Raw genomic sequence first — 21091 nt, 5'->3', positions numbered from 1 at the left:
TACTTACACAATAATATTTTCAAATGAACGAATATGTCTCCATGTTTTTCTTGTTTCATACATTAAGATTACTGATGTGATTATAAAAACAATTAACCATTGGTTTATTGCTTCAAATTGATATATACTTTTTCTAAAAGTACCTAGTGTAAATATTAATGATACAAGAGATACGCCATATATCATACAATAATAATTCGTATTTTTACCTTTGTTTCTATTTATAATTTCCATACATCCTATACACATTAGATTAAAAGGCACTAGTATATAAATTATTATGTACAGGATATCTAGATTAATGGTTTGTTTTGCAGATATCAAGATAATAAGCATAAACAATAAATCACTTATCCCAAATACAAGCATTCTAGTAGTAATAATTTTATGTAGCGTATTTTTTGTTGAAAATTCTATCTCTAAAACACTACTATTATATACTTTTGCTAACTCTTCTATATTAGTTAATATAAGAAGTGGAAATGTCGCAGAAATCAAGGACAAAGTATTGTAAAGTGAATTACTATCTCTTGATGCACTGAATAAAAATACGCATATTATACACAGTACTAAAAATTGAATAACCCAAGTTCTTTTTCGTATAAAACCAATTTGAGAGATGAAAAATTCCATACTATTCATCCTTTTATTAGCATTATTAAATGTTAACTCATGTATAGTTTTAACAGTCTTTTCAAATGCCGAAACATCATATTTTGGAACCTTATATTTAGATAGACTTTCTTTAACTTCTTTATTATTCATAGTTTACCCCCTTCCAGATATAATTTTAGTTTTTTTAATGCTCTATTCATCCTGTACTTAGTAACAGAAACACTTGAATCCATAATCTTAGCAATATCCTTAAATTTTAAATCATGATAATACCTTAAAATTATCACTTCAAATTCTACTTCTGGCAATTTAACCAAAGCTTCTTTTACAAATATTTTGTTTTCAACATCTACTAATTCTTGCTTTGACATCTCTTTATCTAATGACTCTAAATATATTGGTTGCTTTTTCTTCCATAAGTCCTTACACTTGTTTTTTGCAATAACATATAAATAGTTTTCAAACTTACCATAATGTTTATAATCACTTATGTTTTTTATAACTGTTACAAATACATCTTGGGTTAAATCTTGTGCAGTCATTTGATTGTCTACATGGCGATAACAATAACAATAGATGCTGTCATAGTATTTTTTTATTAGAGTATCAAACAATTCTTTTTCTCCTGCTTTTATTCGTGATATAATCCTAGCATCATTCACTATTATCACCTCCGTCATTATATATAACGATTCAAATTATAAAAAAGTCAGTATAAAAAATAATTTATTATTTTTTATAATTATTTATAAATACAACTATCTAACAATTACCCATACTATTAATCAATACACAAACGATTCCATTATGTCAAATATTATACTTTTCATTTTAAGTACTTATAACTCAATAACGAATAGTTTTATCTTTATAAATCCAGTCTGCATAGTACAAATGACTTTTATCATTTTATATAATAAAAACATACTAAAAATCTGATTATCCCCTAGAACACAGTACCTATCCGCATATATACAGGACTAACAAAGCCATTTTACTACTAATTTACTACTACCGAATGAGCCTTGATACGTTGATAAGTCCTAGAAATGCAAAGATATGGTATTAACACATCAGTATTGTATCAAAAAAAACTAAATATTTTATAGAACATGGAACACAAAAAAAGGTGTTCCTTTTCTATTTGCAGGCGTTCTTAATTGAGCGTCTTTTTTCATGCAAAATTACTATGAAAGGAAATACTAATCTGACTGAAAACCTACAACAGTTGAATACTGAAATGGTTCGCTCGGATATTCCTACTAGTTCTATTGTCAACAGCTTTCAAGTATGGAGTGTGACACAGAACAATGAAAATGCCTATGATGTACTCTTTTCAGTAGGACAACAGATTTCAGAGGGCGAGAGCAAAAAGAATATCGCTTCCACCTATACTGTTACTGTCTAGTAGATGAAGTAGGCAATATGGTAATTATTAAGAACCCTACCATTGACAGCAAGCCACAAAAGTCAAGCTATGAGCCTGTACTTTCTGATAGTGACTAAACGGTGGACGCAAATACAACAGAGGAAATTAATAGTTTCCTAGACACATTCTTCAAGCTCTATCCTACTGCAACAGAAAAAGAGCTATCTTACTATGTAAGTAATCAAGCACTTGATGTAATTAATAAAGATTATGTATTTGTGGAACTTGTGAATCCTGTTTATACACAAGTTAACAATCAAGTGACCGCTATTGTAACAGTGAAATACCTTGATAAGGAAACCAAAGTTACACAGCTTTCCCAGTTTGAGCTTACTTTGCAGAAAAATGACAACTGGAAAATAATAATGGAATAGTTTCTATGTAAATATATTTTTACTATCTTACCTAACTAATTGAAAGATGATATAATTTAATCAAAGATTTGGTAAGGAGGGATGAATATGCATTTAATTGATTTTATGAATGAAGATATTAAAAAGAAGCTTGTTAAAAAAACGTATAAAAAGAAAGAGACTATTCTTTTTGCTGAGCAAGAAAATGAATATGTAATTCTTATGATTGACGGTATTGCAGAAGCATTCATCTTAAATGTGAAAGGAAACATCTCAACTATTCATCTTTATAGAAGTGGTAGTTTTTTTGGAGAAATGGAACAATTTAATGATGGTAAAAAACCCGTTGAAATTGTCGCTTTCACAGATTGTAATGTATATAAACTTCATAGAGATGATTTTTTAAACTGGTTAAGGGGAGATTTTGAAGCTACAAAATTTCTGATTCGAGAAATATCTAGTAAATTAGTTGTAAATGCTGAATTAATTGAAGAATTATCATCTTTAAGTGTTAAAGAACGACTTCTGAGGTGTATATCCTTACACTATTATAGAAGTGAATTAAATCTGCTTACCAAAAAACAGCTTGCTAGCGAAGTAAACGCTCCAATTAGAAGCATTAATCGTGCTATAAATGAATGTGTACAAGAACATTTAATTGCTTATGAAAACAAAAGATTTAGTGTAATTAATCAGCGAGAGGTATTAAAGAATCTTCCTACAACATAAGTATAATTTCAAAAAAGTATTGGATAATAATTATTCAATACTTTTTTATTTCGGGTCAAGTGACCTATTTTTTTTTATTTCTTCATTATATAATACTCCTATGTATAATTATGTTGGATTGATAGCTAATAAAAGAAAGTGAGAGGTGTTATATTATGACTAAAGCACAACAGGAAATGATACAAAACGTATTAGAATTTTCAAAAAGAGATAGTAGGATAATAGGACTTGCAATTAGTGGTTCTTATATCACAAAATCGTTAGATGAATATTCTGATTTGGATTTTCTGATTGTAGCAGATGATAAATCCTATGAAGAAGTTATCGAAGAGAGATTACTTATTGTGGAACAGTTTGGAACATTAGTTTCTGCTTTTACTGGCGAACACGTTGGAGAACCTAGATTGATAATTTCCCTATATGATTCCCCTGTTCTTCATGTTGATTTTAAGTTTACAACCTTAGATGGTTTACTAGATAGGGTTGAAGATTCAGATATTCTCTATGAAGAAAACAACTGCATAACAGAAATTTATTCTAAAAAAGAAGCATACTTCCCAACTCCAGACTTACAGTGGATTGAAGATAGATTTTGGATTTGGGTTCATTACGCTTGCACTAAGATTGGACGCAGAGAACTATTTGAAACAATTGATTTTTTATCTTTTTTAAGACAATCAGTACTTGCCCCATTAATACAGCTTCTCTTGGGTAAATTACCTCGTGGAGTTAGAAAAATTGAATTGGACGCACCCCAATATATTGAAGCATTAGAAAAGACGGTTGCTACCCATGAATATGAAAGCTGTGTTAATGCATTGCAGGCTACTATCAACCTGTATCTTGAGTTAAGAGAGGAATTATCACAAAGTCCTATTGTCCGAAAGGTTGAAGCTGAAAGGGTTGCATTACAGTATTTTCAAGATTTAATCAAATAAACCCAAAGTAAAAAAATATTGAATAGTAAATATTCAGTGTTTTTTCATTTTTGGTCAAACGACCTAGATTAGTTGTTGTAAACATTCTATAATTATTTTGAAAGTAACAGTAAGGAGGATAACTATGAGTGATATTTTAAGTAGAATTACAAATAAAATTGGGGATAAGAATATAGTTGATAAGTTATCAGCTCTATCAAAATCAGATTTGAACTCACTTCTATTAGAAGTGTTTGATAGACAAGCAAACACTTTAACTGCAACTGATATTCTAAAGTCATACCAACTAAATAGATTTACTATCCCTAGCGGTATAGATCCAGAAGAAATTCATGCTTTGGAATCAAAATTATTGAGAAAAGCATTCAATATGGATATCAAGACGATTATGCTTTCTCCCTCTGCTCCATTAGGTAGCTGTAGCGTTTTTGGCTCCGTAGATCAATATAACGTAGTAAGTGCTCTACGAGGGACAGAAACACTTGCAGACCCCTCAAATATGTTGGCAATAATTATTGCTGATAAATTAAAAAGAAAAGAAGAAAATAATACCATACCTATCCACATGGCTACTACTGCTAGGGCAATAAGAGCACAAAATTTTGTAGGTAAAGGTTTATATTCACATTTTGGCTTATATTGTATGGTTTCATCTGGTATAGATACAGGGTCTTACACTTGTGAAAAAATGTTGTTAGAAAAGCACTTAAACTATTATAAAGATATATTAAGTGAAATAGAAAATGTTCGTTTCTCTATTATTCTACGCAAAAGAAACGGATACAAAGATAATGACGGATTTTTCGACAGAATGGTTGAAACTATCAAACTTATTTTTCCTAATATAGAGTTATCAATTCATAATGATGATGTTGATAATAATTATTATAAAGGTATCAATTTCAAATTATCGGTCAAACAAGGAAATGAAACCGTTGAAATGGTTGACGGTGGATTTGTTGACTGGACTTATCAAATGCTTGGAAATAAGAAAGAACGCTGTTTGATAAGTGGTATTGGCTTAGAAAGATTTCTTGTAGCTGTTTCATAAAAGAAGAAGAAAAATGGAACTTATAGAGTGGAATTATGCTTATATTACCGATTTAGTTGAGTTTGCGAATGATAAAGAAATTGCAAAGAATCTTCGTGACAACTTCCCCCACCCTTATACGGAGCAAAACGCTAGAGATTTTATTAGTTTTTGTTTGGCAACTCCAGATGTTAAACAACTTAGCTATGCTATTTTTTATCAAGAAAGGGCTATTGGAAGTATCAGCCTAACCTTTGAAGAAGATACCTCTATTAATAAAAATGCTGAATTAGGTTACTGGCTTGGTAGGAACGGCAAAGGGATAGCAACAAATGCAGTAAAAGAAATATGCAAAATTGCCTTTGAAAAATACAACCTTAACAAAATTCATGCTAATGTATATTCCTACAATAGAGGGTCAAGTAAATTATTGGAAAAATGTGGTTTTAAGATTGAAGAATACTGTCACAATTCCATAATAAAGAATAGAAACATGATTGATTGCCATGTATATAGTTTAATTCGACCGCAATAGCATTTATTAGAATTAACCTACTTTTTAATAACAGAATAAGTTTTTCCCCTCTATTAATTTCTTATGCATCTTTGTATTTTTATGAAAAGCTAGCCAATGCATATTTCCATACATCAATATGGTGGTGGCTTACAACCAATATAAATTAAATACGTTTTAAAGAATACACATTTTTGCCCTATAGGCAGAGTGTGTATTTTTTTCTCTTTTTTTGAAATTTATCGAAGATTTAACGCCCTCCCACCGTGATAGGAGTAAGCAAGGTTATTTAACTCCTTGTGATGGAAAGGGGGTGAAATCTTATGGTTGATGAAAAGACAATTGAATATCAATTCGACAGTTTCTGTAAAACAGTTTTACGTAACTATGCTAGAGATATTTATGACGAAAATAAACGCAGAAATGATTATTTGGTATCTCTCGAATCTTTGTCACTTGCAGAATTAAGTAAATTGAGTATTTTAGATGATTATGATTCTAACTACATCTGTATGGTTTCTTACGACTACAACATACGAATTGAAGATGTATTAATGGCACAAGCAATCGGAAAACTTACAAAAAGAAAACAAGATATAATTCTACTTTCATTCTTTCTCAACATGACAAATGCTGACATAGCAACATTGATGGATTTAGCAGAAAGTACCGTACATTATCACAAAACAAATGCACTAAAAGAGTTGAAAGAACTCATGGAGGAACATTGAAATGAAACCTACTAAAGAAGTATTACCTTTTACAATTATTTTACTTGCTGTACATGACGATGTAAATGCAATAAACGGAATACTTAAACATTTTGAACACTATATCATTCGTCTTTTTCATATGACGTATCAAGCTCAATTCGGTTATTGAGAGGAGCTTCTTATCATGTCAACTAAAAAAAGACGAGATAATAAAGATAGAATTTTAAGAACTGGAGAGAACCAGAGAAAAGATGGAAGATACGCATATAAGTATGTAGATTCATTTGGTAAACCACAATTTGTTTACTCTTGGAAACTTGTACCTACTGATAAACCCCCAAAGGGAAAACGTGATGATATATTATTAAGGGATAAGGAAAAAGCAATACAAAATGACCTTGATGATAGCATTGACACTATTGGTAAGAAAATGACAGTTTGTCAGTTATACGCTAAAAAGAATGGACTAAGAAAGAATATCCGACTTAACACTAAAAAAGGACGCCATTATCTTATGAAGATTCTGAACAATGACCCACTAGGTGCGAAAAGCATTGATATGGTTAAATTATCAGACGCTAAAAGCTGGGCTATCCGAATGAGTGAAGATGGGTGTGCTTATAAATCCATTGACAATTATAAGCGTTCACTGAAAGTGTCGTTTTTCATGGCAATTCAAGACGACTGTATTAGAAAGAATCCATTTAATTTTCAGTTAAGTGATGTTTTGGAAGATACAACAGAACCAAAAATCGCTCTAACACCAGAACAGGAAATGGGCTTATTATCCTTTATGGAGAGCGATAAGACTTATTGTAAATATTATGATGATGTTGTTATCCTCTTAGAAACAGGACTAAGCATTTCTGAATTATGCGGTTTGACTTTAGAATTGGATATGAAAAATAAAGCCATTATGGTAGACCATCAATTGTTGAGTTATACTAAGGTTGGCTATTATGTAGAAGTTCCAAAGACCACACAGGGTAAGCGAGAAATTCCAATGACTGAAAGAGCTTATCAATCATTTGAACGTATCGTGGAACGGCGTAAGAACGCTAAAGCAGAACCAATCATTGTTGATGGTTACCAGAACTTCCTATTTCTTAAACAAGATGGATTCCCAAAACAAGCAACTCATTATCAAAGCATGTTAAGAGCGTTAGTCAAGAAGTATAACAAGACCCATGAGGACAAGCTACCAAAGATTACGCCACATACCTTTAGGCATACATTCTGTACAAATATGGCTAACAAAGGAATGAGTCCTAATATATTGCAATATATTATGGGGCATAAAAACATTACTATGACGCTTGGCTATTATGCACATGGTTCATTTTATTTACTACTTTTGATGGCATTCTTATACGGTTAAATGCCAACTTATGCAAAGTATCTTCCAAAAAGAAAATGCCGATACTCCTTGTAGATACAGGATATATCGACATTTACCAACTTATGAAAAGATAATCAAATTTAATATAAGTTTTTATAATAAAAAGACAGATATCCCAATAGAAATTATCTGTCTTATTTTAATCTATGTACCTATATTACATTTATATAAAGTATATATAGGTTTATTTTTGTTACTAGCATCAATCTTTAATATCATTTAATAACTTCTCAAACCATTCAATATTCACTAAATGATGAGAACGAGAATTCTCTAACATCCTTTTAAAATAGTGTGAATTTGTTTTATCATTTTCTATAGCTTCATTTAATAGAGAAATTCTTACTTGAGTTTGCTTGATTTGCATCTTTAATAATTCTATTAACTTTTCATTTTTATAGTCATTTGCAAACAATAGTGTTGCGTAAAATGATAGATTTACATACTCTGTCTTAGAACCATATTTATACATTAGTTTTTCAAATTCTTGGCATCCAAGTTCAGTAATCATATAGTTATGAGTTTCCCTATTTTTATTAGGTTGACTATTCTCAACTTTTTCAATAAACTTTTTTTCCTCGAGTTGCTGTAAGTTATAATAAAAAGAACCTTTAGTGAAATTTACTATATACTTGTAATGCTTCTTTTCCATTAATGCTAATAACTCATATCCATAAGAATTTGGATTTTGTTTTAATAATCCTAAAATTAATAATGGTATCAAAAAATCACCTCTTTCAAGCTAAATTTGCGAATATATTAATGGATATTTTATCTAATTATCATTAAGTTTTATAAGTTGAGATTCAAATTCATCATATGATATCTTTCCTAATGCTAAATCCATACTATTTATATATATTTTTTCTGTTTTTGTATATGTTTTAGAATTACTAGATGTTATCAATTCTCTTTCGTTAACTAATGCTTCCATAACGTGCTTTCTCTTATAAAAAGCTTCAAAATAACGCAATCCAAATTTTCTTTGGGATATGGCATCAATATGAATACCATCAGGATTAGATGTCAGACCTGATGCTGTAACAAAATAACAGTTTTCTTGTTCGAAAGCAAATTTTTGCAACTCTTTATTGATAAACTCATGCTCAGTACAACTTTTTCCAAAGCCTACTTTTCCTAAGAAGTCTCCCAAACCACCAATAATAATAGGTATATCTGGAATATTTAATTCTTTTCTAAGAGCCTCAATAATAGAAAGTAATTTTTTATAATAAAATTTATAGTTACCATTATTACTGTCATTTTCTCCTTGATGCCACAAAATCCCTGTCAATTCACTACTTTGCATAGCAAATTTAGCTTCATTTATAGCATGTTTGAAAAGTATACCATCTATATTCCATTCATCTAATGAACTGCCCCCCTCAGCGCAAGGAATTAGCCCAATTTTATCCTCTTTATTTTCACAACACCATACCTCTGCAAATGATGCAGCAAGGCTTATCCCAGATACTGGGCGGTCATAATTAATAGGCTCTGTCATCATTTGCCATCTTCCATTACGTAACATCTGTATTCTTTCATTATAAATTGGAGGTACTTCACTTATGAATCCTCTTCCAGCCATATTGGACTGTCCTAACATTAAAAATGATTTAATCATTGTTATTATCCTTTCTTAAACTCTTATTGTACTTATTTTTTTAGAATAGTCTAATTAGACTATCTATGTTTATATTATAGTCTAATTAGACTATAAGTCAATAGTATTATAGAATATATATAAAATACTTGTCCTACTTAGTTTATCAAAGAAGTGCTAATGACTAGCAACTTCTTTATTTGAATTTTTTATTTGTAATTGTCTATCTACCATTATTTTTTCTATTGCTTCATATATTATTGTATCTTTTTCTTGTTTTTCTTCTAGTGTGAGTGTTCTTCCTAATATTGTTTCAGGAGATACTACATGGCATATTGTCTTTCCATGTAGTACTGTCATGGATATTTTATAACCGTTCTCGTCTGTTGGAACATCTACATCATCATTTAGGTATGTTATAGTAGTTGTACCATCCAAGTCTTTTTCTATCTTTGGCATTTAAATCCCCTCCTTTTTATATTTTATGTATCTTAAAAATTGTCCTATTCTCAATCAATATTTATAATTGGCTGACTAAGATTAGTTTGATTAATGATAAACTTTAAAAAGAATGGGCTTATAGATAAAATGTTATATACGATTAAATATTTAACCTAAAAGATTATAAAAATTTCACAATAAATTAAAACTGTTATCTTACATAAAATTAAATATTAAATTGTGATATACTTTAATATGAAAAACAATACTATTTACTCATTTTTGTGGTTAATTACATACTTTCTCATGTTTATTCTTTATTAAGCTTTATTAAGCTAGTTAATTAGTGCATAGAAAGAGAGGATTAACTATTTCAAAATATATATTATATAAATTACAAGGAGCTGATTTTATGGAATGGATTGAAAGATTAAACAAAGCAATTAACTATATTGAAGAAAACATAACAAAAGAAATTGAATATGAACAAGTTGCAAAAATAGCTTGTTGCTCTACATATCATTTTCAAAGGATGTTTGCTTATATGGCAGATGTACCACTTTCTGAATATATTCGTCGTAGACGAATGTCTTTAGCAGCTGTAGAATTACAGCATGATGATAAAAAAATAATTGATGTGGCTTTAAAATATGGCTACTCTTCTCCGACAGCATTCAATCGTGCTTTTAAAAGTATTCATGGTGTTGCTCCATCAGTTATAAAAAGAGGAGAAATAATAACTTTGAAAGCCTTTCCTCCAATCAGCTTTAAAATTAGTATAAAAGGAGCAGAAGAAATGAATTATAGAATTGAAAAAAAAGAAGCATTTCGTATAGTTGGTGTATCTCAACCACTTCACACTGAATTAGAAAAGAATTTTGAGCTTGTTCCTCAAATGTGGCAAAAGGTTGCTTTAGATGGAACTCTTCAAAAGTTAATACCTATGATGGATAGTCAGCCTCAAGGTGTATTAGGTATAAGCATTTGTAACAATTCAGAAGAATGGAAGTATTTTATCTCTGTTTCAAGTACAAAATCTGCAGATGATACATTGGATGAATACACTATTCCAGCTTTTACTTGGGCGATATTCTCTGGAGAAGGACAATGCCCACAAGCAATCCAAGAACTAGAAAAGCGTATTGTGACAGAATGGCTACCTACTTCTGGATATGAATATGATAATGGTCCTGATATTGAGCTTTACTTAAATCCAGACCCACAAAATGCTAAGTTTGAAGTATGGATACCTGTTGTAAAAAAATAGTTTTAAATTTAAAATATAACTAAGGTATAAAGCTAGTAATATAAATATTTACCTAGACTATAAGATTTTAAATATATTATAGAAATAACATATAAAAATAAACCTGTAAAATATATTCTATATTTTGAGGGTTTATTTTTATATGTTAAATATAATCATATTGCTATTGAATATAATATATTCAAGGAGTGTGATTTAATGAATGTCTCAATTTATTTACGTAAAAGTAGAGCCGATGAAGAAGCAGAGCATAGAGGCGAATTTGAAACATTAAGCAGACATAAGACAACTCTTTTAAAATTAGCAAAAGAGCAGAGTTTAAATGTTATTGATATTAAAGAGGAACTTATTTCTGGTGAGAGTATAGAATATAGACCTAAGATGATAGAATTACTAGATGAAGTCAAAAATAATAACTACGATGCCGTTTTGGTAATGGATATTGACCGCTTAGGACGTGGAAATATGCAAGACCAGGGATTGATATTAGATACATTTAAAAAATCTAAGACAAAAATTATTACTCCTAGAAAAATTTATGATTTAAATGATGAGTTTGATGAAGAATATTCCGAATTTGAAGCTTTTATGGCTCGTAAAGAATTAAAGTTAATATCTAGGCGTATGCAAAGAGGAAAAATTAAAAGTATTGAAGAAGGTAAATTTATAGCTCAAGCAGCTCCTTATGGGTATAATATTAAATATTTAAACAATAAAGAAAGAATACTTATAATAAATGAAGATAAAGCAACTGTTATTAAGCTAATCTTTGATATGTATTTAAAGGGAGATGGAGCATGTAAAATAGCTAGTTATTTAAATGAACTTGGTTATAAAACCACAACAGGTAGAACTTGGTATGAAAAAGGAGTTAGAGATATTATAAAAAATAAAGTATACTGTGGATATATAGTATGGAATAAAGTTGAGAGAAAAAGAAATTCTAGTAGAACTAGGGGGATTGAAGAACAAATTGAAGTAAAAGGAAAACATGAACCAATAATAAGTGAAGATATATGGAATAAAGCACAGAATATAAGAAAAAAACGTAGCAATTCTCCTACACCAAACAATAAAATAACTAATCCCTTAGCTGGCATTGTAAAATGTGGATATTGTAATCATACTTTAGTAGCTAAATCTAATACTACATCAAGTGGATGTGAGAAATACATGGTCTGTACTAATTGTAAAAATAAAGCTACGAAATTGTACATATTAGAAAATAAAATCTTACTTGTCTTAAATAAATGGCTAATGGATTATAGGCTATCTTTGAAAGAAGAAAAAGATAATTTTAAAATCAAGGATAATTTAGAACATACTTTAGTAAGTCTAAATAGAGAATTAAATAACCTAGAAAAACAAAGAGAGAGATTGCATGATTTTTTAGAACAAGGGATTTATGACAGCGATACATTTCTACAGCGTTCAAAAATACTTATGTCTCGTTTAGAAAATATAAGAAAATCTATAAACAAAACAAATATAGATATTGAAATGGAAAAAGAAAGAAAAGTAGTTAAAACACAAGTTGTTCCTCAACTTGAAAGAGTTTTAAATGAATATACAGAAGATAAAGAACCTTATTTAAAAAACATACTACTTAAAACTGTAATTAATTATGCCATGTACAAAAAAGAACCAAATCAAAGAACTGATGATTTTTCTTTAATACTCTACCCTAATATTTCAAAAAATTAAGTGCATATTTTGATGTTATAATCAAACTGATTACCAATTTGGTGTAATGGCAGGAGCTTTTGCAGGTGGAGAAGGAGACTTCACAACAGCTTTTGAACCTACGGCTACAGCTATGGAAAAAGAAGGCAGTGGATATATAGTTACGTCTATAGGAAAAGATTCTGGAGAGATACCATTTACAGCCTACTCTACTACTAGATCATATATGAAAAGTAATAAAGATTTAATTCAAAGATTTACAAATGCTGTTTATAAAGGTCAACTATGGGTTCAACAAGCACCTAGTAAAGATATAGCTAAAGCTATGCAACCTTTCTTTGAAGATATATCTTTAGAAGACTTAACAACAGTTGTAGATAGATATAAATCAATAGATGCATGGTCACAAAATCCGGTACTAAAAGAAGAAGGTTTGAATAAATTAATGGATGTTATGAAAGAGGCTAAAGAATTAGATAAAGAAGCTCCTTATAAAGATATTGTAAATACTGAATTTGCTGAGAATGCTATAAAAAATATAAAGTAAAGTTATATTTAACTTTAACTAAAAAACTTCTTATTTAAGTAGAATGTTTAAGTAAAAAATCTATATAAAAAATATGAAAATATAAAAAGAGTCTTTTAAAAGACTCTTTTTATATTTTGAGATTAAAGTTTATATAAAAAAATAGAAATCAAAGTACTACTTGTACTTATATATCTATCCTCTGTATTCTGCTCCAGCATTAATTTTTGTAATTTGAACAGCTACCATTTCTTCATTGCTTCCATTCGTAATCTCATGCCATTCTCCTGTTGGTACAAAGACAGTATCACCATTTTTTACATCACATTCATGTTCGCCAAGTTTCATTTTTCCTTCACCTTTTAAGAACACAAATATTTGCTCGCCATTAGGATGTCTATGAGCTTTAAGAACTTGATTAGGTTTAAAATAATAAACTTCTGAAGTTATATCACTACCAGCAAATACTGGTATTTTTGGAACAGCTGCATCATTATATTGAGCTAAACTTCCATCTAATAGATTCTTTTTATTTTCATGCATACTAGAAATACCTCTTTTCTATATTATAGATTTACTCTTATTATTCCAATATAAAAAAATAGTATTCTCCTCATCAATAATAGGAATAAAATTCTTTTCTTATCTTCCTAAAAAATAGTAAACGGCATAAAATATACTATTTTATGCCGTTTTTTACTAAGTAAGTATTTTCAATATATTCATAACGAAAAAAACACGATTTGTCAGTAGTATGTCAGTAATTTTTTTCTTATTTTTCCTCTTTTTTAGATTTAAATATATTAAAAATATACTTTTATACTCTAAAACATCAAACAAAATATTATAAAAATTAAACTTAATTTCTTAAGATATGTTTTAAGATTAAACCATACATGTTTCATTTTTATTTATTTTTCACTTTAATTACAAAAACTTCTTGGCATTTTTATTTTCTTCATAACAATCACAAATTAAAAACAAGCTTGAAAATATATGCTAAAACCTATCTGAGTTTTATACCACTTATTTACTTTCATTATTTTGATATTTTCCTTCTAATTAATATTTATAATTTTAATTTCGTCCAAAATAACGGCTTTTTATTTTGGTTTTTAAAGAGCTTATACATTTTTTGTTGATGTTTTATACCTTCAAGAGCATAATAAGCTTAAAATCTATTTAAATGTCTAATTGAACATTGAAACTCAAAACAAGAATTTTTAGTTAACTTTATTTTTATTATGTAAACTTTATAAATAATTTCAATAATTAGTATAATGATAAAATTATCTTTATATTGATTTGCATTAATTTTATAGATTTTAATTTATTACATAGAGAAAGACTAGGTATAAATTTATAATTTATATCTAGCCTTTTTATTTATTATCTATCAAAAACAATTGTTTTCCACAGAGCAAAAAATTCTCTTGTATAATAAGTAGGTACAAATGAAAGTTTTGATTTACTAGCATAAAAAGAAGTATTTTTATATCCATTTCTATATGCTAATATCTTACTCCTAAGAACATGAAAATCCGTTGTTACTATTTTCACTTCTAAGTCTTCTAGTTTTCTTTTGCTATGTTCTTCTATCTTTAATTTTGAATACTTAAAGTTTTCGTAAGTATTAGTAGATTTATCTTCTTCTATTATTCTATTCTTATCTATACCACTTTTTATAAGATAGTCTTTCATAGCTTTTGCCTCAGTTATATTTTCTCCATTACCTTTACCACCTGATACAATCACATCACAATCACTGTTAACTCTTAAATATTTCAAGGCAGTATTTAATCTTCCTTTTAAAGTTGTGCTTGGTGTATTTTTTTTGACAGCAGCTCCTAAAATCAATAGATAATCACTCTTTGACTCAAAACTATTTTTAGGATAAAAAATAATTAAACTTTCAGTGATTATGAATACTATTAGGAAAACACTGATTATTATCTTTAACACTTTATAAAAAACCTTCTTTTCCTTAATTTTCTTCTTAAATATTTGATAAACAATTAATAGAATTCCTACAACCAAGAAAATTTCACTAAATGAAATTCCTCCAAAAACCATTTTAAGATAAAAATAGTAAATTATAAATATTATACCCAATATCAAATTTATACTATTTAACATATTCTCATAATCCTTTTTATTTATTTTTGTACAAAGAAATATCTATACACTCTATAAGACAGTTATATTCTCCATCTATCCAATTAATCCAACTTGCTATGCTGATATTTGTACCAAATGTATTTGTCTCTATTTTGAATTTTGAATGTTTATTTTCTTCTAATCCATTGAGAGGACAATTATTACAAGGTTCGTTGGATTTTAATAATGATTTATAACAAGCCTCTCCCAATTTTATTTCTAAATCTAGACTTAATATCTTATTATTGGCAAAAATAAGTTCATAAGTGTTCGGATTTACTACATATACATAATTATCAATGGAATCAAGTGCTTTTTTAAGTACTGGTTTAGATTTTTCATATTCATTTACTTCTTTTATATTATCATAATCTATATTATTAGTTTCATTTTGATAGATACAATCACTATAAAGTGCATATTTATCTTTACCTTTACTTTTTGCATAATAAAGTGCTATGTCCGCTTTTTGATAAAGGTCTTCAAAGATAGTTCCATGTTCTGGAACAAATGAAATTCCAACCGTACCAGATATCTTATATGTCTTGTTATTTTCGGTGTAAGAATTTCTAAATATAGCACATATTTTTTCTGCTTTCTTTTTAGCATTATCAAAAGATTGAATATTCTTTAAGAATACTATAAATTCATCTCCACCAATACGACCCACTATATCATCTTTTCTAAATATAGGTTTTAAATGTTTAGAAACTTCAAATAATACTTTATCTCCAAATACATGTCCTAAATTATCATTTACAGATTTAAAGTTATCTATATCAATAATTAAAAATGCATGGATTCCTAGACTGGCTTCTTCAGAAGCTAAGAAATCATTAATCAGTTTTTCTGTAGTTCCTTTATTATATAATCCTGTAAGGGTATCTCTTTCCGCTTTTATTTTTAATCTAATTTCCTCATTCTTCTGTTTGTCAATATCTTTTACATAAGCAAGAGCTTTTATATCATTTGTAATAGAATCTTTTATTAAGTGCATTGTACAAATAACCCAAATCATTTTATTTTCCTGATTCATTCTTCGATATTCCAACTTTATTTCACTTATATTCTTCTTGTATGCAGCTAATAAGTCCTTACATAGAAATGTGTTTAAAAACACATCTTTATCATTTTTATAAATGATACTATTTGCTATAGTTTTTACCATTTCAGAATAGTTATTCTCAGGCTTAATTCCAAATTCTTTATACCAGTTTTCATTTCCTCTTATAAAAGTGTCCTTCGATACATTTATCTCATAAGTTATCATTGCTTCTGATAATATAGCTGAATGATATTTACCTTCTTGGTTATATCTTATTTCTGCTTCTTTTTGCTCACTTATATCTTCTTGTATACCAATTGCTCTTACGGGTATACCGTCTTCATCAAAAACTGTAGTTAAAGTAAGTTTATTCCATATATAACTTTCATTTGGAAGTTTTATCTTAACTATACAACTTGCTATTTTTGCTCCATTTATTATTTTCTCGTACATATTTATAAAATCATCACTAAAATCTTTATGAATTATTCCTGATTCTACCAAAGAATATGGAACATTTTTAGTGATATCAGGAATATCGTATTTATCAAGTTCTTTGTTAGCATTTAAAAGTGATTTGGTTTTTATATCATATTCAAATATAGTGTTTGATGTTTGTTTTAATGCAATTCTAACTCTTTCATCATTAATTTTAAGTTTTTGCTCTGCATTTTTCAAATCTGTTATATCAGTCAGAATCCAAATACCTTTTTTACTCCCATCACTATCAACAATAAGCTTTCCTTTTACAGAAACCCAGATAATATTACCATTTCGCCTTCTTATCCTATGTTCATATACAGCTATACCCTTTACACCTAACTGATATTGTATATTTTCAAGAGTCTTTTTTCTATCATCATAAAAAACGAGATTACATGCTTTGTATTGAAGCTCTTCTTCTAGTTGTTTGCGAGTATATCCAATCATCGAAAGATAACCAGCATTAGTATATTGTATCGTAAAATCTTCATTAAACTCAGTTATAAGTATACCACCTAAAACATTTTCGGATACCATTTCAAGTTCTAGATTCTTTTGTTCCATTTCTTTTTCCAATTGTTTTGTTTTTGTAATATCTACTGTTACACAACAAAGATACTCTTTTCCATCGGGTTCTGTTATAACTTCGCCTTTATTTAAAACCCACACTATATCACGACTTTTTGTCATAACTCTGTATTCTAGTTCAATAGTTTTATTTTTATGAAGTTGTTCAGAAATTTCTTCTTTTATTCTTTTTACATCATCTTTATGTATTAAATTATAAAAGTCGTTATTAAATACTGTTTTTATTTCTTCTCTTGTATACCCAAATAAATCTATAAAACCATCACTTAAAAAATTAAATTCATATGTTTCACCAATAGTACATTTTTGTACGCCTCCAGGAATGCTATTCGTAATAGATGATATTTCTTTATTAGTTTTTAATATATGTTTTTGAGATTTATTGTTTTTATAAAAGATATATATTATAAGTATAATAAACAGTAAAAATATTTTAAAAATAAGAGAAAATGCTAATTGATTTATTTTATCAATATTTTTTCTTACAGTATATTGTGGTATCACAGAAAGTACATACCAATCATTTACACCAATTGGTGTATAAGTGGCATAACGCTTTTCACCTTTATATTCGTATGATGTAAAGCCACTTTTGTTATTCTTCGTATCCTCATATATTTTTTTATAGCTATAGCTTTCATCAAAAGAAGCTTTTTTAAATATATCATATATATTACTACTTGATTTGATAAGATTGTCCGTATGTGAAGATTTTAGAACAAATTGTCCACTAGATTCAAATATATCTATATACCCTTCACTATTAAAACTTGTTATATCTATAAATTCAGCTAATTTATCATTATAGTAAGAACCATATAAAATACCAATCACCTTATTATTTTTAAATACAGGTGTAGCTATAACAAAAGTATCTTTTCCATCAATTGGAGATTTTACAACCTCAGATATATTACTTTCTCCTCTAATTGCTTTCTTGAAATATTCATAATTTGATACATCAATAATTTTCCCATCACTAGTATGACTTATTCCATTAGGAGATACAATAGATATTCTTTGAAAGTCAGATTCCTTCGATATTCTAGATAACAATGGAATTACTTCTGGATTATCTATAGTAGCAAAATATGAAACCATATTTGATACACTTTTAATGAATGATAATGAACTATCCAATTTTATTTTTATAGCATTAGAACTTTGAAGAGATATCTCCTTTAAGTTAACTTTATTATTTTCTTCTTCTTGAACATTAGTTTTAAATGCAAAATCAGAAAAAGAAATTATTGTAAATAAAAATATTAAAACAATACTCAGTATACTTTTTAAAGATTTTGCTCTTATCATTTAATTACCACCTCCCATTTAAGATTTATTGACTATATTTTATAGACTAATTTTTCAAATTCTTTAACTGGTAATGGTTTTGAAAAATAATATCCTTGAACAATATCACAATTTGCTTCTTTTAACATTTTTATTTGACTTTTAGTTTCTATTCCTTCTGCAACGACACTTATACCTAATTGCTTGATAAGAGAAACTATACTTTTTATAACAATCTGGCTCTTATCAATATCTTTATCATCTATAAAAAATCCTCTATCCAATTTTATTACATTTAATGGTATGTTTTTAAGCATATTTACAGAAGAATATCCTGAGCCAAAATCATCCATTGAAACTATAAAACCAATGTCTTGCAGATTTCTACTCACATCAAATAGGGTATCAGTATCTCCAAACATACTAGACTCAGTAATTTCAATTTCTATTAAACTATATGGTATTTTATATCTATCACATACATTTACTATCTTTGAAGTAAAATCTTTTTTTAAAAAATCAACTCTTGAGAAGTTTACAGATATAGGCAAAGGAGAAATACCTTTATCAAATAAAAATCTAATTTCTTTACAAGCTTGTTCTAATATGTACATATCAATCTTTCTAATAAATCCATTTTTTTCAAATATAGGAATAAAATCTCCTGGATATATGACTTCTGTTTCTGTATATTGCCATCTTACTAAGGCTTCGCTCCCACAAAATTTATCTAATTTAATATTATATTTTGGTTGTAAATACATTACGAATTGCCCATTTTCAAGTGCATATTCCATTTCTTTTTCTATCTTATCTTCAAGTAATAACTTATCTCTTAGTTTATCATTAAAAAAAGCAAAGTTTATATCACTATTATTTTTTATTGAAGCTCTTGCAAGTGAAGCTCTATCACTATATACACTTACAGTTAAAGTTTTATCTTTAATTTCATAAATTCCAAAAGATAAGTTTACAAATTCATTATTCGTCATAATCTTTTTGATGGTATTTATTATATCTTCTTTTGTATCATATGTTAATAAGATATTAAAATTATCAGCACTTACACGAGCGAAAGTTTCATTATTATTGGTTAATTCATATAGAGTATTAGCAATATTTTTTAAAATTAAATTTCCCTTTTTATGACCGTATATATCATTAATCGCTTTAAATTTATCGATATCAAATATAATCATTGCATATTTATTATTTTGTGAAGTTTTCTTCAGTAAGTTTGTAACATCCAATTCAAACTTTCTCCAATTTGAATAACCAGTTACAAAATCTGTATATGCTATTTTTTCTATAGTTTTTTGACTCTTTGTCTTTGAATATAATATGTACATTATAATACCTAAAAATAAAAATGAAAGTACAATCCATCCAATAATTGTAACTATCATTAAATTATTCAGTTTTTTAGATACAACTATTTTTGGAACAAAGGATGCTATAAACCAATCATTAATTCCTAGAGATGTATATGCCATATAAAATTTTTCATCTAATTTTTTAACTTGTACTACGCCTTGGTCTGACATTTTCATATTTTTAAAATTAAATCTTTTTTCAAAGTTAATTTGGGATAGATTTGTAATATTTGAGTTTAAATTTTTATGATATGGTGGAATAATTATATTACCATTGCTATCACATATAAGTGAAAAACCTTCTCCATTAAATGTAGAAATGGATAATAATTCAGATATAAACTCAACATCATAATCAGCTGCAATCACAGCAACAATTTTACCTTTATTGTATAATGGTACAGCGTATGTCTCAGTAAGTTTTCCTGTCGCTTTATCTATTAATGGTTTTGATATATTAGATTCACCTTTAATTGCAAGTTTAAAATAGTCTCTATCTGAAAAATCTATTCCCAAAATTTCTTCAGCATATCCTTTACCATTTGGTAAAATCATACCAATATTATTATAATTACTATTTTCGTTATATGATTTTAGCATTTTTAAAGTTTTTTCTAAATTGAAGCTGTCTTCTGTTTCTAAAATTTTAGAAATACTCTCTAATTTGTCTAAATTACTTTTCAATTTACTATTGATGGCAATTTTACTTTCTGCACTAATTTCAGACAAATAATTTTTTGTTTCATATTCTAACACATTATCCATGTTACTCACATAAAAAAATGCAAATATACTAAAAAAGAATAGTACTATAAATGCAATTAACACATTTTTCACTATTGGCCTACTATTTTTCAAGTAGCTACACCTCACCCTCTTTTCCAATTGTAATTTCATTGATTCACTTTATTTTAC

The 21091-nt window shown here is 27.9% G+C and carries 21 protein-coding genes; 12 read left to right on the top strand and 9 right to left on the bottom strand.

What is annotated here, in order from left to right; translation table 11 throughout:
- Positions 1-3 precede the first annotated feature (3 nt).
- The gene (locus ACTG44_RS09895; protein WP_479921657.1) at positions 4-765 is read right to left on the bottom strand and encodes a hypothetical protein; all 762 of its coding nucleotides are present in this window, start codon (positions 763-765) and stop codon (positions 4-6) included.
- Positions 762-1277, bottom strand: coding sequence for an RNA polymerase sigma factor (locus ACTG44_RS09890; protein WP_479918723.1), 516 nt, complete (start codon positions 1275-1277; stop codon positions 762-764). The genes ACTG44_RS09895 and ACTG44_RS09890 overlap by 4 nt, the downstream gene beginning before the upstream one ends.
- 527 nt (positions 1278-1804) lie before the next feature.
- Between ACTG44_RS09890 and ACTG44_RS09885 the strand changes: the two genes are divergently transcribed.
- The 9 genes from ACTG44_RS09885 to ACTG44_RS09845 all read left to right on the top strand — a co-directional run bounded on the left by ACTG44_RS09885 (position 1805) and on the right by ACTG44_RS09845 (position 7699).
- Positions 1805-2023 carry a conjugal transfer protein gene (locus tag ACTG44_RS09885; protein WP_479921656.1) on the top strand — a complete coding sequence of 73 codons (219 nt, stop codon included), beginning with the start codon at positions 1805-1807 and terminating at the stop codon, positions 2021-2023.
- A 101-nt stretch (positions 2024-2124) separates the two neighbouring features.
- Positions 2125-2418: a conjugal transfer protein gene (locus ACTG44_RS09880; protein WP_021384657.1), complete on the top strand. Its 294-nt coding sequence runs from the start codon at positions 2125-2127 to the stop codon at positions 2416-2418.
- Between the two features lie 87 nt (positions 2419-2505).
- Positions 2506-3126: a Crp/Fnr family transcriptional regulator gene (locus ACTG44_RS09875; RefSeq protein ID WP_009897384.1), complete on the top strand. Its 621-nt coding sequence runs from the start codon at positions 2506-2508 to the stop codon at positions 3124-3126.
- Between the two features lie 155 nt (positions 3127-3281).
- Positions 3282-4064: an aminoglycoside 6-adenylyltransferase gene (locus ACTG44_RS09870; protein ID WP_479921655.1), complete on the top strand. Its 783-nt coding sequence runs from the start codon at positions 3282-3284 to the stop codon at positions 4062-4064.
- Positions 4065-4188: 124 nt separating this feature from the next.
- Positions 4189-5115: a hypothetical protein gene (locus ACTG44_RS09865; RefSeq protein ID WP_021384670.1), complete on the top strand. Its 927-nt coding sequence runs from the start codon at positions 4189-4191 to the stop codon at positions 5113-5115.
- Between the two features lie 13 nt (positions 5116-5128).
- On the top strand, positions 5129-5629 hold the full coding sequence (locus tag ACTG44_RS09860; RefSeq protein ID WP_479918722.1) for a GNAT family N-acetyltransferase: 501 nt from the start codon (positions 5129-5131) through the stop codon (positions 5627-5629).
- A 302-nt stretch (positions 5630-5931) separates the two neighbouring features.
- Positions 5932-6339, top strand: a complete 408-nt coding sequence (locus ACTG44_RS09855) for an RNA polymerase sigma factor (protein WP_021384653.1) — start codon at positions 5932-5934, stop codon at positions 6337-6339.
- A 1-nt stretch (position 6340) separates the two neighbouring features.
- On the top strand, positions 6341-6490 hold the full coding sequence (locus ACTG44_RS09850; RefSeq protein ID WP_079746985.1) for a helix-turn-helix domain-containing protein: 150 nt from the start codon (positions 6341-6343) through the stop codon (positions 6488-6490).
- A gap of 15 nt (positions 6491-6505) precedes the next feature.
- Positions 6506-7699, top strand: coding sequence for an integrase DNA-binding domain-containing protein (locus ACTG44_RS09845; RefSeq protein ID WP_479921654.1), 1194 nt, complete (start codon positions 6506-6508; stop codon positions 7697-7699).
- Positions 7700-7922: 223 nt separating this feature from the next.
- Here the strand turns inward: ACTG44_RS09845 and ACTG44_RS09840 are convergent, their stop codons facing one another.
- From ACTG44_RS09840 to ACTG44_RS09830, 3 genes are all read right to left on the bottom strand, one after another.
- Complete coding sequence (locus tag ACTG44_RS09840; RefSeq protein ID WP_021384675.1) at positions 7923-8444, bottom strand: PadR family transcriptional regulator; 522 nt, start codon at positions 8442-8444, stop codon at positions 7923-7925.
- Positions 8445-8495: 51 nt separating this feature from the next.
- On the bottom strand, positions 8496-9344 hold the full coding sequence (locus tag ACTG44_RS09835) for a sialate O-acetylesterase (protein ID WP_044213426.1): 849 nt from the start codon (positions 9342-9344) through the stop codon (positions 8496-8498).
- Between the two features lie 156 nt (positions 9345-9500).
- Positions 9501-9782, bottom strand: coding sequence for a hypothetical protein (locus tag ACTG44_RS09830; protein WP_021384660.1), 282 nt, complete (start codon positions 9780-9782; stop codon positions 9501-9503).
- 394 nt (positions 9783-10176) lie between these two features.
- Between ACTG44_RS09830 and ACTG44_RS09825 the strand changes: the two genes are divergently transcribed.
- From ACTG44_RS09825 to ACTG44_RS09815, 3 genes are all read left to right on the top strand, one after another.
- Positions 10177-11031, top strand: coding sequence for an AraC family transcriptional regulator (locus tag ACTG44_RS09825; protein WP_021384649.1), 855 nt, complete (start codon positions 10177-10179; stop codon positions 11029-11031).
- 198 nt (positions 11032-11229) lie between these two features.
- Positions 11230-12735: a recombinase family protein gene (locus ACTG44_RS09820; protein WP_479921653.1), complete on the top strand. Its 1506-nt coding sequence runs from the start codon at positions 11230-11232 to the stop codon at positions 12733-12735.
- A 46-nt stretch (positions 12736-12781) separates the two neighbouring features.
- A complete protein-coding gene (locus ACTG44_RS09815; RefSeq protein WP_021384663.1) occupies positions 12782-13261 on the top strand; it encodes an ABC transporter substrate-binding protein in 480 nt (159 codons plus the stop codon).
- Between the two features lie 174 nt (positions 13262-13435).
- Here the strand turns inward: ACTG44_RS09815 and ACTG44_RS09810 are convergent, their stop codons facing one another.
- The 4 genes from ACTG44_RS09810 to ACTG44_RS09795 all read right to left on the bottom strand — a co-directional run bounded on the left by ACTG44_RS09810 (position 13436) and on the right by ACTG44_RS09795 (position 21034).
- On the bottom strand, positions 13436-13783 hold the full coding sequence (locus ACTG44_RS09810; protein ID WP_021384642.1) for a cupin domain-containing protein: 348 nt from the start codon (positions 13781-13783) through the stop codon (positions 13436-13438).
- An 846-nt stretch (positions 13784-14629) separates the two neighbouring features.
- Complete coding sequence (locus tag ACTG44_RS09805; RefSeq protein WP_479921652.1) at positions 14630-15313, bottom strand: YdcF family protein; 684 nt, start codon at positions 15311-15313, stop codon at positions 14630-14632.
- Between the two features lie 79 nt (positions 15314-15392).
- On the bottom strand, positions 15393-18824 hold the full coding sequence (locus tag ACTG44_RS09800; protein WP_479921651.1) for a sensor domain-containing diguanylate cyclase: 3432 nt from the start codon (positions 18822-18824) through the stop codon (positions 15393-15395).
- Positions 18825-18856: 32 nt separating this feature from the next.
- On the bottom strand, positions 18857-21034 hold the full coding sequence (locus ACTG44_RS09795; RefSeq protein WP_154106833.1) for an EAL domain-containing protein: 2178 nt from the start codon (positions 21032-21034) through the stop codon (positions 18857-18859).
- Positions 21035-21091 lie beyond the last annotated feature (57 nt).

The organism is Clostridioides sp. LIBA-2809 (genome assembly GCF_056688965.1).
This window is presented reverse-complemented; position numbering and strand designations above follow the sequence as displayed.

What these genes read in the sequence shown, in the direction of transcription:
- ACTG44_RS09895 (WP_479921657.1), bottom strand. Translation starts at nt 765, where the DNA reads ATGAATAATAAAGAAGTTAAAGAAAGTCTATCTAAATATAAGGTTCCA.
- ACTG44_RS09885 (WP_479921656.1), top strand. Translation starts at nt 1,805, where the DNA reads ATGAAAGGAAATACTAATCTGACTGAAAACCTACAACAGTTGAATACT.
- ACTG44_RS09875 (WP_009897384.1), top strand. Translation starts at nt 2,506, where the DNA reads ATGCATTTAATTGATTTTATGAATGAAGATATTAAAAAGAAGCTTGTT.
- ACTG44_RS09870 (WP_479921655.1), top strand. Translation starts at nt 3,282, where the DNA reads ATGACTAAAGCACAACAGGAAATGATACAAAACGTATTAGAATTTTCA.
- ACTG44_RS09865 (WP_021384670.1), top strand. Translation starts at nt 4,189, where the DNA reads ATGAGTGATATTTTAAGTAGAATTACAAATAAAATTGGGGATAAGAAT.
- ACTG44_RS09860 (WP_479918722.1), top strand. Translation starts at nt 5,129, where the DNA reads ATGGAACTTATAGAGTGGAATTATGCTTATATTACCGATTTAGTTGAG.
- ACTG44_RS09855 (WP_021384653.1), top strand. Translation starts at nt 5,932, where the DNA reads ATGGTTGATGAAAAGACAATTGAATATCAATTCGACAGTTTCTGTAAA.
- ACTG44_RS09850 (WP_079746985.1), top strand. Translation starts at nt 6,341, where the DNA reads ATGAAACCTACTAAAGAAGTATTACCTTTTACAATTATTTTACTTGCT.
- ACTG44_RS09845 (WP_479921654.1), top strand. Translation starts at nt 6,506, where the DNA reads ATGTCAACTAAAAAAAGACGAGATAATAAAGATAGAATTTTAAGAACT.
- ACTG44_RS09835 (WP_044213426.1), bottom strand. Translation starts at nt 9,344, where the DNA reads ATGATTAAATCATTTTTAATGTTAGGACAGTCCAATATGGCTGGAAGA.
- ACTG44_RS09830 (WP_021384660.1), bottom strand. Translation starts at nt 9,782, where the DNA reads ATGCCAAAGATAGAAAAAGACTTGGATGGTACAACTACTATAACATAC.
- ACTG44_RS09825 (WP_021384649.1), top strand. Translation starts at nt 10,177, where the DNA reads ATGGAATGGATTGAAAGATTAAACAAAGCAATTAACTATATTGAAGAA.
- ACTG44_RS09820 (WP_479921653.1), top strand. Translation starts at nt 11,230, where the DNA reads ATGAATGTCTCAATTTATTTACGTAAAAGTAGAGCCGATGAAGAAGCA.
- ACTG44_RS09815 (WP_021384663.1), top strand. Translation starts at nt 12,782, where the DNA reads ATGGCAGGAGCTTTTGCAGGTGGAGAAGGAGACTTCACAACAGCTTTT.
- ACTG44_RS09810 (WP_021384642.1), bottom strand. Translation starts at nt 13,783, where the DNA reads ATGCATGAAAATAAAAAGAATCTATTAGATGGAAGTTTAGCTCAATAT.
- ACTG44_RS09805 (WP_479921652.1), bottom strand. Translation starts at nt 15,313, where the DNA reads ATGGTTTTTGGAGGAATTTCATTTAGTGAAATTTTCTTGGTTGTAGGA.
- ACTG44_RS09800 (WP_479921651.1), bottom strand. Translation starts at nt 18,824, where the DNA reads ATGATAAGAGCAAAATCTTTAAAAAGTATACTGAGTATTGTTTTAATA.